Annotated in this window: 15 protein-coding genes, 15 tRNA genes and 2 rRNA genes; 28 read left to right on the top strand and 4 right to left on the bottom strand. The window is 37.6% G+C overall.

What is annotated here, in order from left to right:
- The 26 genes from N7Z68_RS02750 to N7Z68_RS02625 form a co-directional block, all read left to right on the top strand.
- Window positions 1-125: ribosomal RNA gene (locus tag N7Z68_RS02750) — 23S ribosomal RNA — on the top strand; the annotation flags it as partial.
- A 215-nt stretch (window positions 126-340) separates the two neighbouring features.
- Window positions 341-456 (top strand): 5S ribosomal RNA (gene rrf, locus N7Z68_RS02745).
- 20 nt (window positions 457-476) lie between these two features.
- Window positions 477-552, top strand: a tRNA-Ala gene (locus N7Z68_RS02740).
- Window positions 553-562: 10 nt separating this feature from the next.
- Window positions 563-655, top strand: a tRNA-Ser gene (locus tag N7Z68_RS02735).
- 23 nt (window positions 656-678) lie between these two features.
- A tRNA-Met gene (locus N7Z68_RS02730) sits at window positions 679-755 on the top strand.
- Window positions 756-880: 125 nt separating this feature from the next.
- Window positions 881-956: transfer RNA gene (locus N7Z68_RS02725), tRNA-Asp, on the top strand.
- A gap of 6 nt (window positions 957-962) precedes the next feature.
- A tRNA-Tyr gene (locus N7Z68_RS02720) sits at window positions 963-1047 on the top strand.
- Between the two features lie 15 nt (window positions 1048-1062).
- A tRNA-His gene (locus N7Z68_RS02715) sits at window positions 1063-1138 on the top strand.
- A 21-nt stretch (window positions 1139-1159) separates the two neighbouring features.
- Window positions 1160-1234: transfer RNA gene (locus tag N7Z68_RS02710), tRNA-Gln, on the top strand.
- 4 nt (window positions 1235-1238) lie between these two features.
- Window positions 1239-1313, top strand: a tRNA-Gly gene (locus N7Z68_RS02705).
- 100 nt (window positions 1314-1413) lie between these two features.
- Window positions 1414-1490 (top strand) — tRNA-Pro (locus N7Z68_RS02700).
- 153 nt (window positions 1491-1643) lie between these two features.
- Window positions 1644-1717 (top strand) — tRNA-Gly (locus N7Z68_RS02695).
- A gap of 12 nt (window positions 1718-1729) precedes the next feature.
- A tRNA-Ile gene (locus N7Z68_RS02690) sits at window positions 1730-1806 on the top strand.
- 7 nt (window positions 1807-1813) lie between these two features.
- Window positions 1814-1904: transfer RNA gene (locus tag N7Z68_RS02685), tRNA-Ser, on the top strand.
- A 9-nt stretch (window positions 1905-1913) separates the two neighbouring features.
- A tRNA-Glu gene (locus N7Z68_RS02680) sits at window positions 1914-1988 on the top strand.
- Window positions 1989-2246: 258 nt separating this feature from the next.
- Window positions 2247-2322: transfer RNA gene (locus tag N7Z68_RS02675), tRNA-Lys, on the top strand.
- A gap of 7 nt (window positions 2323-2329) precedes the next feature.
- A tRNA-Leu gene (locus N7Z68_RS02670) sits at window positions 2330-2413 on the top strand.
- Window positions 2414-2682: 269 nt separating this feature from the next.
- A complete protein-coding gene (gene comGC, locus N7Z68_RS02665) occupies window positions 2683-2982 on the top strand; it encodes a competence type IV pilus major pilin ComGC (RefSeq protein WP_275116901.1) in 300 nt (99 codons plus the stop codon).
- Window positions 2979-3416 carry a competence type IV pilus minor pilin ComGD gene (comGD, locus tag N7Z68_RS02660; protein ID WP_275116900.1) on the top strand — a complete coding sequence of 146 codons (438 nt, stop codon included), beginning with the start codon at window positions 2979-2981 and terminating at the stop codon, window positions 3414-3416. Before comGC ends, comGD begins: the two co-directional genes overlap by 4 nt.
- A complete protein-coding gene (locus N7Z68_RS02655; RefSeq protein ID WP_275116899.1) occupies window positions 3403-3732 on the top strand; it encodes a type II secretion system protein in 330 nt (109 codons plus the stop codon). Before comGD ends, N7Z68_RS02655 begins: the two co-directional genes overlap by 14 nt.
- On the top strand, window positions 3711-4163 hold the full coding sequence (gene comGF, locus N7Z68_RS02650) for a competence type IV pilus minor pilin ComGF (RefSeq protein WP_275116898.1): 453 nt from the start codon (window positions 3711-3713) through the stop codon (window positions 4161-4163). Before N7Z68_RS02655 ends, comGF begins: the two co-directional genes overlap by 22 nt.
- Entirely contained in the window at window positions 4160-4549 is a 390-nt protein-coding gene (comGG, locus tag N7Z68_RS02645) for a competence type IV pilus minor pilin ComGG (RefSeq protein WP_275116897.1), read from the top strand. Before comGF ends, comGG begins: the two co-directional genes overlap by 4 nt.
- Window positions 4525-5055: a shikimate kinase gene (locus N7Z68_RS02640; protein ID WP_275116896.1), complete on the top strand. Its 531-nt coding sequence runs from the start codon at window positions 4525-4527 to the stop codon at window positions 5053-5055. The genes comGG and N7Z68_RS02640 overlap by 25 nt, the downstream gene beginning before the upstream one ends.
- 39 nt (window positions 5056-5094) lie before the next feature.
- Entirely contained in the window at window positions 5095-5289 is a 195-nt protein-coding gene (locus N7Z68_RS02635) for a YqzE family protein (RefSeq protein WP_275116895.1), read from the top strand.
- A gap of 208 nt (window positions 5290-5497) precedes the next feature.
- The gene (locus tag N7Z68_RS02630; RefSeq protein WP_275116894.1) at window positions 5498-6202 is read left to right on the top strand and encodes a helix-turn-helix transcriptional regulator; all 705 of its coding nucleotides are present in this window, start codon (window positions 5498-5500) and stop codon (window positions 6200-6202) included.
- 178 nt (window positions 6203-6380) lie between these two features.
- Window positions 6381-6626 (top strand): DUF2626 domain-containing protein, encoded by a 246-nt coding sequence (locus N7Z68_RS02625; RefSeq protein ID WP_216831716.1) that lies wholly within the window; start codon window positions 6381-6383, stop codon window positions 6624-6626.
- A gap of 37 nt (window positions 6627-6663) precedes the next feature.
- Here the strand turns inward: N7Z68_RS02625 and N7Z68_RS02620 are convergent, their stop codons facing one another.
- Window positions 6664-7791: a class I SAM-dependent methyltransferase gene (locus tag N7Z68_RS02620; protein ID WP_275116893.1), complete on the bottom strand. Its 1128-nt coding sequence runs from the start codon at window positions 7789-7791 to the stop codon at window positions 6664-6666.
- A gap of 240 nt (window positions 7792-8031) precedes the next feature.
- Window positions 8032-8667 (bottom strand): MBL fold metallo-hydrolase, encoded by a 636-nt coding sequence (locus N7Z68_RS02615; RefSeq protein ID WP_275116892.1) that lies wholly within the window; start codon window positions 8665-8667, stop codon window positions 8032-8034.
- A 79-nt stretch (window positions 8668-8746) separates the two neighbouring features.
- Here N7Z68_RS02615 and N7Z68_RS02610 point away from each other — a divergent pair, with 79 nt between their 5' ends.
- Window positions 8747-9211 carry a hypothetical protein gene (locus N7Z68_RS02610; RefSeq protein ID WP_275116891.1) on the top strand — a complete coding sequence of 155 codons (465 nt, stop codon included), beginning with the start codon at window positions 8747-8749 and terminating at the stop codon, window positions 9209-9211.
- Between the two features lie 275 nt (window positions 9212-9486).
- Complete coding sequence (locus tag N7Z68_RS02605) at window positions 9487-9657, top strand: DUF2759 domain-containing protein (RefSeq protein WP_275116890.1); 171 nt, start codon at window positions 9487-9489, stop codon at window positions 9655-9657.
- Between the two features lie 44 nt (window positions 9658-9701).
- On the opposite strand, the gene N7Z68_RS02600 is transcribed toward N7Z68_RS02605, so the two are convergent.
- Both N7Z68_RS02600 and N7Z68_RS02595 read right to left on the bottom strand, forming a co-directional pair.
- Window positions 9702-10499 (bottom strand): YqhG family protein, encoded by a 798-nt coding sequence (locus N7Z68_RS02600; RefSeq protein WP_275116889.1) that lies wholly within the window; start codon window positions 10497-10499, stop codon window positions 9702-9704.
- The gene (locus tag N7Z68_RS02595; RefSeq protein WP_275116888.1) at window positions 10477-12171 is read right to left on the bottom strand and encodes a DEAD/DEAH box helicase; all 1695 of its coding nucleotides are present in this window, start codon (window positions 12169-12171) and stop codon (window positions 10477-10479) included. Before N7Z68_RS02595 ends, N7Z68_RS02600 begins: the two co-directional genes overlap by 23 nt.
- Window positions 12172-12240: the final 69 nt, after the last annotated feature.

The following is a 12240-nucleotide window of genomic DNA, read 5'->3' as shown; positions in this document are numbered from 1 at the left end:
AGATGAGATTTCCCATTACGTTAAGTAAGTAAGACCCCTTAGAGATGATGAGGTTGATAGGTCTCGGGTGGAAGCGTGGCGACACGTGGAGCTGAGAGATACTAATCGGTCGAGGACTTATCCAAATGAATAAAGCGTTGAATTCATCTAGCCATTATCCAGTTTTGAGAGAACCACTCTCAATTTAATAAGGATTTATTAAAAATCCAGTAAAATTGTTAGAAGCGAGAAGTTCGAGGCGACAAGCTCACGAGTAGCGGAATGTACGTTTAAAGGGTACATGAGCAACGCAGAGAGCGCAGTCAACGAAGAAATTCGAAGCTCATCACAATTTTAATAGTCTAGTGGCGATAGCGAAGAGGTCACACCCGTTCCCATGCCGAACACGGAAGTTAAGCTCTTCAGCGCCGATGGTAGTTGGGGGCTTCCCCCTGTGAGAGTAGGACGTCGCTAGGCTTATATTTTTATATTTTGATGGGGCCTTAGCTCAGCTGGGAGAGCGCCTGCCTTGCACGCAGGAGGTCAGCGGTTCGATCCCGCTAGGCTCCACCATTAATTATGCGGAGGAATACCCAAGTCCGGCTGAAGGGATCGGTCTTGAAAACCGACAGGCGGGTTAAACCGCGCGGGGGTTCGAATCCCTCTTCCTCCGCCATATTTATTATACTTTTATATTACCGCGGGGTGGAGCAGTCTGGTAGCTCGTCGGGCTCATAACCCGAAGGTCATAGGTTCAAATCCTATCCCCGCAACCAAAAAAATTATCGCATCTACTTCGAATTACTACTAGGAAGATAATATAAGTAGTGCTTGGAGAGTGCAACCAAAAAAATTATCGCGTCTAATTTTAGTATATGTTCTGAAAAATGTAATTAACAGTGGTCCCGTGGTGTAGCGGTTAACATGCCTGCCTGTCACGCAGGAGATCGCGGGTTCGATTCCCGTCGGGACCGCCATAAGTTGGAGGGGTAGCGAAGTGGCTAAACGCGGCGGACTGTAAATCCGCTCCCTAAGGGTTCGGCGGTTCGAATCCGTCCCCCTCCACCATTTTAACCTGATATGGCGGTTGTGGCGAAGTGGTTAACGCACCGGATTGTGGTTCCGGCATTCGTGGGTTCGATTCCCATCAGCCGCCCCATTTAATAACTTATTAATGTATTGGGCTATAGCCAAGCGGTAAGGCAACGGACTTTGACTCCGTCATGCGTAGGTTCGAATCCTGCTAGCCCAGCCATTATGCGGAAGTAGTTCAGTGGTAGAACATCACCTTGCCAAGGTGAGGGTCGCGGGTTCGAGTCCCGTCTTCCGCTCCATACGCATCGCATTCTTAAATTGTATGATTAATTTGAGTAGGAATACGAGTTTAGGAGTTTTACTCCCCATCTGTGTCATTCTTGTAAAATAAAAAAGTTCCGGGAAGTGGCTCAGCTTGGTAGAGCACCTGGTTTGGGACCAGGGGGTCGCAGGTTCAAATCCTGTCTTCCCGACCATCTTCTATAAGCAAATAAAATGCGGGTGTAGTTTAATGGTAAAACCTCAGCCACGAGCAAGGCTTCTATGATTTACAGCGAGTTGCCTCGACGCATTTTCATCAATGAAGTTGCTAGAAGAGAAAGAGGCATGACTTTTTAAGTGAATAACCTGCGGGTGTAGTTTAATGGTAAAACCTCAGCCTTCCAAGCTGATGTCGTGGGTTCGATTCCCATCACCCGCTCCATTTAATATTTATGGGCCTATAGCTCAGCTGGTTAGAGCGCACGCCTGATAAGCGTGAGGTCGGTGGTTCGAGTCCACTTAGGCCCACCATTAATAAGGAGAAGTACTCAAGTGGCTGAAGAGGTGCCCCTGCTAAGGGTATAGGTCGGGCAACCGGCGCGAGGGTTCAAATCCCTCCTTCTCCGCCAGTGTCATCTGGCCCGTTGGTCAAGCGGTTAAGACACCGCCCTTTCACGGCGGTAACACGGGTTCGAATCCCGTACGGGTCACCATTATTAGAAACTAGTAGATGGAAGTTAGTTACTAGGAAAAGAGGAAGTCTAAACCGACTAACCTGTAACAACTAAATGCTAGTTGAAAATGAAATACAAGAGCCATTAGCTCAGTTACGAGCAAGACAACGTGAAATTGCTACGAGTTGTTCCGACACAGCGTGCTACAAAGCATTACTAGTAGAGGAAGGAACAGGTAGGACCACAAAGCGAAACATCGTCCGATACGACATGAGAAACATCATGAATTAACGTCATGAGCCATTAGCTCAGTTGGTAGAGCATCTGACTTTTAATCAGAGGGTCGAAGGTTCGAGTCCTTCATGGCTCACCATTTATTTGCGGGTGTGGCGGAATTGGCAGACGCGCTAGACTTAGGATCTAGTGTCTTTGACGTGGGGGTTCGAGTCCCTTCACCCGCACCACTACATAAACAATATTCTAATCTCAAGTTAAAACTTGAGGTTTTTTTTGTTTTTTAAAGATATGTTAATTTTATGTAATTATAAGGATTTTCAACTCAACTTATTGTATTATCAATTTATAAATTTATAAGGAGTGATGTCGTAAATAGAAGATCAGTAAGCCCTCTATCTTATCCATATCCCCAATCTCCCCTTGTTTTAGTGATATTAATGTTACCATCCCTATCATTAGTTATTTTATCCCCCTTCTAATTAGGAGTGTGTTGTCTATGAAAAAGTGGCTTAGATTACAAAAAGGTTTTACTTTAATCGAAATGCTTATTGTGTTAATGATCATTTCAATTTTGCTGCTCATCGCTGTACCAAATATGACGAAAAATACTGAAGTTGCTAATGAGAAAGGGTGTGATGCAACGATTGATCTGCTTCAAGCACAGGTTGGTGCTTATACAGTTGAAGTAGGAAGTCCTCCTGCAAGTATTGATGATTTGAAAGAATATGCTAGTAATTTGTCATGTCCAGACAAATCAAAGCTAAAGCTGGAAAATGGTAAAGTAGTTAAAGAATGAAACTAAAACAACAAGGCTACACGCTCGTTGAACTTCTCCTTGTATTAACGATCATTTCTGTTGTCAGTTCTGTTACACTGATCTCTCTTAACTCCACTTATTCTTCATATGAAAGAAATATTTTCCTCTCTCAACTAGAAAACGATTTATATTATGCTCAGCAACTTGCGATATCTAATGGCGCTCACGCTGTTTTTTACTTCAATTCTGAACGTAGCTGCTATGGGATCCGGCAAAATAACCAAATTGTTTATGAACAGCCCATTAATATCGATGTAACCTTTGAACGTGGTTCTTTAGGTTTTACTGATGTCAGGTTCCTTTCTAACGGAAATATAAGTAAAGCTGGGACGTTATTTATGTATGTGGGCAGTCAACGGTATGTGATCGTGTTTCACATAGGGAAGGGGCGCTTTTATATTGAAGAGAAATAAAGGCTTTTCATTACTAGAAGTAATTGCTTCGATTTTTATCTTTACTATCCTATCTCTTTCCGTTTTTCCCGCTTTTATAAAGGTCTATAATGAACGAATAACAATCCGTCAAGAAAATGTCGCGAATGAAAGTATAAATGAAACGCTTCAACGTTGGTTATTTGAAAATCAATTACCAGATGGAGTGTTTGAAAAAGACGATATATTATTTCAATGGTCAGTGACTCAGGTGACTGAAAGAGATATTAAAGTGTGTCTTTCCTGGTCAAGTAAAAATGGACGTGATTATGAAAAATGCGGATATGCCAAAAAATAAATCAAAGAGGATTTACATTCATTGAAGTTATCATAGCTTTTACCCTATTATTGATCATTGCCTCTGTGTTCCCTCTCGTTATCAAAAGTATTCCTATCCTTCCTCCTCCAACTGAACAACCCCATAAGTTCCAAGTGGAATTATTTTTTAATCAATTTAGTATGGAAGTAAGAGAGACAAGTGAAATTGAAGTTACGGGTGATACACTTAAGCTCCGTAAACCAGATGGTACAGTTACTTCAATTGAGAAGCACGGAAAACTTATTCGAAGGAGAGTTAATCAACAAGGACATGATGTCTTTTTACGTCATGTATCGTCTGTGTCTTACCAATTAGTTCCTCATGGTGTAATAGTAGAAATAGTTGATACTAATAGGAAAAGGCATGAGCGACGGTTCTCTTTCGTATGTTCTTTGGAGGTTAACAGTTGAAGAAAAATGGGCAAAAGGGTTTTATTCTTCCTATCACTTTAATTTTTTGTTTACTTTTATCTTTAGCTTTAATGCATGTATTGGATATGTACCTGACAGAAAAAAAGTTTTATGCAGAACAAGAAGAGATATTTCTCTTAGAGTCCTTATTGCAGATGGCTACGGTTGATTTAGTTGATGACCTAACAACCAATCGACTTTCTTCAACGGGTGCTTTTAATTATGAAAAAGGTACAGCCGTATATTGGATTTTAGAAGATACCCATGATACAGTAAACATACAACTTAAAGTAAGGACAGATAAGGAAAGACAAAGAGTCGTTCGATTTCTACTAGACAAAGATAAAATGAGGGTGAAGGAATGGATAGAGTATACGATGGGGTAAAGATTATCTTTTTAACTGGATTTATGGGGGCTGGCAAATCAACTATAGGAAAAATAATAGCAGAAAAATTAAATTATAAACTATTAGATACAGATGCAAAGATTGAAACGACAAAACATAAAAGTATTGCAATGATTTTTCAGGAAGAAGGAGAAGCAGCGTTTCGGTCATATGAAACGGATGTGTTAAAAAAGTTACCTGTCGAAAATACGATTGTAACAACAGGTGGTGGTATTGTTGTCAATGAAGTAAACCGAGAGATTATGCGAGAAAAGGGGAGCATTGTTTATTTACATTGTGACATTGAGAGAATATTAGAAAGAACTAAAGGCGATACTACAAGACCACTTTTACAAAATAAATCAAAAGAACAGGTAAATGAGCTGTTTTTGCAAAGAAAGCCTTTTTACGAAGATGCTGATTATAAAATTGATACTACCAATTTATCCATTTCTGAAATTGTTGATAAAATTCTTTTGATCTTGAATGAGTACCGCTCAAAGTGACAATAATAATTTTAAATGCTTGGTTCGGGAGTGGGAAAATTGTCTTCATTTAACGACTATGTAAAATTTGTTACTCAACAATTTGTTTCTTATGTGGATCGCCCTAAAGAAGAGCGCATCGCATTGAGAAAGCAAAGGAAAGAATCCAGACCGCCTATTCAATATCAAATGTTCGGTATGATACCACTAGCTTTATCAATGATATTAAAAAAAAATCGAAAACGAAAAAAATAATAGCATTTAAGAAGGATGGCTCAATCCATTATGTTTGACTCGCACCCATGTTTTAATTTGTAATTAAAATAGCAGGTTGAGTGTAAGCAGTAGTTGGGTCATCTTTTTTATGTTTTTTTGACAAAAAACTACAAATTTTGAAAATTGATTTGATTGTTTATTGAATTGTATTATAATGGTACAAGACATGAAGAGGGAGTGACGTAATTTGGAGCAACAAACACTTAAGATAACTAGCGTTTTATCAGATCCAACTCGGTTTTCCATATATCAATATGTTACGAAACGACACGGTGATGTTACAGTTCAGGAAATAGCGGACCAGTTCAACATTCATGCCAATGTGGCTCGTTTACATTTAACTAAATTAGAAGATGTAAATATGGTAGTTTCAGAGACAAAGAAGACGGGTAAGGGTGGTCGACCTAGTCGTTTTTACCGACTATCAGATGAAGTTGTTAGTCTTCAGTTTCCATATCGAGACTATCAGCGCCTAGCTGAGTTGTGTTTAGAGACATTAGCTGGCTTTGGAGACGAAGGAGTAGAAGCATTAAAGAAAATTGGTTATAAATTTGGAATGGAATCGGCTAAAACATTCCTAGCTCGAATAAATCGTAATATTGAAGGTATTAACGATGAAGAAAAAATTAGATTTATTGAGCAAATTGCCTTAAATCAAGGATTAAACCCTGAAATTAGTTTTAACCAAGAAGAAAAACAAGTAAGTTTTAGTATTTATAATTGTACTTTTAAAGAGGCTATTCGGGAACACTCTGTTCCATTATGTTCTATGCATTATTCTCTATTACTTGGTATATTTGAGTTTTTCTTTGGGAAAGTTATACTCAAAGAAGAGCAATCCATGAAAGATGAAGGATGCATTGCTTGTTCCTATACGACGATTATTCTATAAGAGGACACGCAATATAAATAATTATAGAAAGACACGATATAGACAAGGATAAGTCATTTACAATCAATTTAATTGTCATATATAATTGTAGTGTACTGTATTTTTTTATGATATGATTAGCATAGACATGTACTATTGTTGATCAATGGATTAAGACATAGAGAAGGAGGGGACAGGAATGGATCGTATGTTTCGTGTTTTAGGCTTCTGGACAGGTATTTTTGCAGTACTTTTCTTCGTTGGAAGTATGTATAACATGGCATTATTGTTTTTTGCACAAACAGGAGCTTTCGTTGCATTAAGCTACTTAAATCTATCAGAGCGAGTGTACATTTACCTTTTTGGTGCATACTTAACTGTTTTCTTTGTAGGTTTTACGTGGTATTCGCATTTCCTACTTGTACCAGGCTTTGGAAATCACTAATATGTAACTTCGGTTTACATACTGAAGAGGCTGACACTTATGAGTCAGCCTCTTTTTCAGCTTTTAAGAAAGACAGGCTTTCGGTTACTGAAAGTGTTTTTGTTTGAAGGATAACATGAAACGCTTTACTCATACCATCCGTAATGAGGGATCGTATCGCTCGATTTTGCTTACTTATTTCAGAAAATGGATTAGGATCGTAATTTTCTTGTAAGTAGTTAAGAATTCCTGCTTGGAGTAAAAACTGATCTTGAGTTGCAACGAGCTGTGTCTCCAGCCCATGCTCTTTACCAATTTTAATAAAAGGATCCAACTGGATATGAGTCGTTAAATCCATATCGCTCGGATAGAGTAAGGGGTTGCCAATCATTTGATGCTGATAGTAGCCCCTTAAACTGCCATCCCGACGTTCCGGATGTTGCCACTCTTCGTTCCAATACCCATAATCAACTGTGAAGATCGCCCCTTTATCTACGAACTGACTTATTTTTTCAATCCATTGCTGCATGGCTAACGGAATTTCGATTCGTTGGTTATTATTTAACTTTGGTCCATAGGTGTCTAGCCACATTTGAATTTCTTTATTCTCAAGTGGTACTCTCACTTCCGTTAATTCATCTAATTCATTTACTGTAATAAAAACTTCATTAATAACGTTATTGTGTTTTTCTATCACATGTACAGGTAATGCATCTATTAATTCATTAGAAAATACAATTCCTTCAAAAGTAGATATATTCAATTGATCAATGGAGGAAGAATAGTGAACGTTGTTAAATTCTCCAAGTATCTCTTTTTGCATTGCCCTGTGATAAGGGCTTTCCTCAATTAAGAAATACGACAGTTCTTCATATGTATCTGGATATTTTCCGTTCCATTCTTTTAATAAATCATAAGCAAAGCGACCAGTTCCGCCGCCAATTTCACAGATTATGAATGGAAGATTATTTTTCGTTATGACCTCATGAAAAATAGAACAAAATACTTTGGCGAAAATAGAATGAACATTACTTGTTGTGATAAAGTCACCCTTTTTTCCAACTTTCTCCTTTTGTTTCATATAATAACCATACTGTGGATCATAAAGTACTTTTGCCATATATTCAGCATAATTTATTTTTTGATTTGTTTGATTCCTTATGTAAGAAATGATTGGATGTGTCATAAAATCCCCTTAAAATGCGCATAATTATCATATTAGAATACTTTTAGTAGACCGAAAGAAATTCACGTTAATACTGTTGACATAGTGTAAAGTCTATAATATAATTTTAATACATTGGTGAATACAATGATTTTGGGAGTCCCCCTCCCCCTCATAGTTCATTTATCAATACGATTTACTCCCCTTGTGACCTCCAAGATAGGAGGTCAATTTTTTTATGCATTTTTTGCGGGAATTTTACTAGAAACCGCTTAAAAATGGGTTTGAGTCCATTTCTTGACCAATTGTTGTTGTCGGTCCATGACCGGAAGCTACGATGGTATCCTCAGGCAGTTCGAGTAGTTTATCATGAATACAGTCTAATAATTGTTGATGATTCCCTCCAGGCAGATCTGTTCTGCCGATACTGCCAGCAAATAGGGCATCTCCTGAAAAAACAATACCGAGTGGTTCAAAATAGAAAGAAACACTTCCTGGAGAATGACCAGGTGTTTCATAAATTTTGAATTCAAAAGAACCAATCGATAATGTTCCTTCTCCGTGAATGATATGATCTGCGTCATTAATAATAATTTCCTGATTTCCTAAGAAAAAAGCAGAACCATTCTTTGTTGAATCTCCAAGCCACTCTGTTTCATTTTTATGTAAATAAACTTTAATACCCCACTCATTCCTTACATCATCAACTGCTCCGATATGATCGAAGTGAGCGTGAGTGAGTAGGATAGCTAATGGTGTAATTCCTTCTTTTTTTAGGTAGGCATTTAATTGTGGTCCGTCTCCACCTGGGTCAAAGATGACGGCTTCTTTTTGTTGGTTCATAAGTAAATAACAGTTGGTTTGAAGTGGACCTAGTGGTACTTGCTTCCAATTCATAAAATCTCCTCCATTGCAGTTTATATAATCCTATTCTACACTGAATACATACGTTGTTCAAAGAATGGAGTTGGCTGTCGTGAATAGTGGCTTTGCCTTAGAGTTAAAAAATAACCTTAATATTGATATAAACACATTAGAGGGCTGTTATTTTGAAATCTACCAGCAAGATCCTTTCGATGAAGCTGAATCGATGTATGTTTTTACTGAACATAATGCTATTGCTGCCTTATCTAATCAGTTTTCAAATTTAGATCTGATTGAGGAAGTTCATGAACTTTTACTTTTTGAAGAGTTAACGGTTTATGAAAAGTTTGCTGATTATGGTTGGAAAGGCAAACTCTATTATTTGTATCGTGAACTTGTGTTACCATTTAAAATTGTACATGGTGAAGAAGTGCAAATAAAAATGGCAACTATACAAATGGAAGAAAATTTAATTGCTTATGATTTGACCAAGCAAACCTATTATGTTGATTTTCACGTAAAAGAATTAATTGAGGGATATGCAAATGCATATGAAATTCATGTAGAGTTCCTATAAACCGAGGTTATAGATAGAATAAGCACTTACGACCAAAATTCTATAACAGAAAAAAACGCTTGTCATCTCTTGACCATTTTATAAGTACTTAGGATTCTTTTTTCCAAGCCTCGACATTTTCAAAAAAAAAGAGTAAAATGAGGTAGAATGAGTCAAGCTATAGAGGGATATTCTGTGACATTTTCAAGTTTATAATGAAACATCCCTCGTAAGTTATTATAATATAAGTGAAAATGCATGTAGTAAAAGCGTTATACATAAGGGGGGAAGGCATCGTGTTTCTTGGAATTAACATGACTTTAGTTGCTCTTTTCTGTGCATGGGGACTAGTTCGTGAAGTGCGCAAAAAGAACTTTTTTGCTGTAGGATTTGCAGCAATTTCATTAGCAGTGTTTGGCTGGTTTGGAGTTATGACATTAATCTCTGGTGCACCAGTTGCTCACTAAACAGAGAAGAGGCTGCCATTATTATGGCCAGCCTCTTTTGCATTTTAGGAAAAGAACTGTTGTCTTAAATAGAACATTCCACCGTTGATAAATTGTACGTGAATTTTTGGTTCATATTGACTGCGAAGTGCTTCTTTTTCGGTTTCGTAGCTTTCAGGCTTTTCATCAACTTCCTCATAAAAACGATTTAATAGCTGTAAATCTTCATCCCAGCGCTTTCTTGCTTCGATTGCCCAATTTTTATCTTGTTGATTAATAAAATTCTCGATGGTTCGCTCTACCCTCAGTAATCCGCTTTTCGGTGTAATTAGCGGAGATAAGGTAAAACAAAAATCAGGAATTTTGGGAGTTAAATCTTTTTCTCTTATCCTGTCAAAAAAATGATCGACGATTTGGCCGTGAATTAAATTTAACCCTAATGATAAGATGACATCTTTTTTCCGATCGCACTGAAACGAGATCTTCACATTTGTACAAAGCCATGGTTGAAGAGGGATCGATCCATGGGAAACCATTTGAATATTTTCATACATTCGAATAAATCCGCCGAGCTCTTTCGTTGTTTGAAAGATTTGGTGTAACCTAGGAGATCCAAAGTGTATTTGTTCACCTTTTATTTCTTCAGGAGCTTTTGTCTGATCTGTTACTAAGGTCATCTGCATCGGCTGAGGTGTCCCACCTGTTTTTTCAAGGTAATGCCAATAAAACGGGCGATTCATTAATGTCTTATCAAGTTCAATGGATAATTGAACTTGAAGATAGCCATCGCCGCTATGTAGGACAGGGCTTTGATTGGCTGTAAAATAACGCTCTAAGTAATTATGGATGTGTTGCTGTTGCATGTGTATCGCTCTCCTCATTAGGATCTGTTTCAGTAGGAATATCATTAATGATCGCGGATAAATGATCCATTTTCACACGGACTTCTCCTTCTGAGTCCGAGTGAAGTAAAATCTCAGAAACGTGTTCTTCGAGTGAAGGGAGTTCTAATTTGGCTAAGATGTCGTCAAGCTCACCGACGACACGTTCAAATAAGTTAATCTTCTCATACAACAATTTAAGAATGTGTTGTTCTACCGTATCTTCTACGGCAAAGTTATAGATACGAACATCATTTTTTTGACCTAAACGATGAATACGCCCAATTCGTTGCTCAATCCGCATTGGGTTCCACGGTAAATCATAATTGATGATATGGCTGCAAAATTGAAGGTTAATTCCTTCGCCTCCAGCTTCGGTTGCTATCAAGACTTGAGCGTGATTTTGGAAGAGTTGTCTCATCCAATCTTTTTTACCCCGTTTAAAACCGCCTCGGAACGGAACAGAAGAAATACCGTGTTGCTTTAAAAACCACTGAAGATATAGTTGTGTTGCTCGGTATTCCGTAAAGATAATAACTTTCCCATCTATGCCTTTAATAATTTCAAGTGCTTTTTCAGCTTTTGAGTTTTGTTTAATATTCTCAATCATTTTAATAAACCGATCGGCATTATTTAACGGACGACCTTCTTCTTTAGCTTTGTCCATCATGTTTTTTAATGTCATGAAAGCGGCTTCTCGGCTTGAACAAATTTCTCGTTGCAGTGTGAGCATGCCAAAGCTGCTAGTCAAAACATTCGGGTCGTGTTTTAAAGAAGAAATGGCATCGTATAACTCTCTTTCTTCCTTACTAAATGTAATTGGCACCGTTTGTACAATCCGCTTGGTCCACTCTATTCCCGTTTCTTCACGTCTGTTTCGCACCATTACTTTATTAACTAACTCACGCAACTGTTCATCATTTTTAGGAGCTCGTTGATTGGATCGGTAGTTCTTTTCGAACGTTGATAAATCTCCAAGATGTCCAGGCTTTAAAAGAGAAACAAGATTAAAGATTTCATCTAATCTGTTTTGGACAGGTGTTGCTGTAAGTAGCAAACAAAACTTTTTCTTTAGGTTTTTTACAAACTCATAGTTTTTGGTTTTAGGATTTTTTAATTTATGAGCTTCATCAATAATAATTAAGTCATAATCTTGTTTCATCACAATGTCAAAATGTGGATTTCGTTTAGCCGTATCAATTGAAGCAACGACTACATCACATTGCTCCCATACGTATGCTTTTTTCTGTGGAACTGCTGGAATGTGAAATTTTTGATTTAACTCGTACGCCCATTGAGAAACAAGTGAAGCAGGGACTAGAATTAATACCTTTTTTGCGAGCCCGCGAATCATATATTCTTTTAAAATGAGTCCAGCTTCGATGGTCTTACCTAATCCAACTTCATCAGCTAAAATTGCTTTTCCGTTCATTTTTTCAATTACAGTATTTGCAACTTCAATTTGATGAGGGTACGGCTCTAAATGAGGCAGATGCTTTGGTGCTTGAAGTCCATGAAACTCTGGGATGGATAAATGTTGCTCAGCTTCATAAGCTAATTGAAACAGCTCCCAGTTCGACCAAGGACCATCTTCATCTAACCTTTTGCAAAAATCTTCTTGCCAAGATGTTTCAAATAAAACGTCTAAATTCAAGAAATATCACCCTTTCCTGAAAATTTTATATTGCCTTTCTACTCATCAATTGATAGGATATTAATATAA

The sequence above is a fragment of the Alkalihalobacterium chitinilyticum genome, from assembly GCF_029028005.1.
Taxonomy (GTDB): Bacteria; Bacillota; Bacilli; order Bacillales; family Bacillaceae_F; genus Alkalihalobacterium; species Alkalihalobacterium chitinilyticum.
This window is presented reverse-complemented; position numbering and strand designations above follow the sequence as displayed.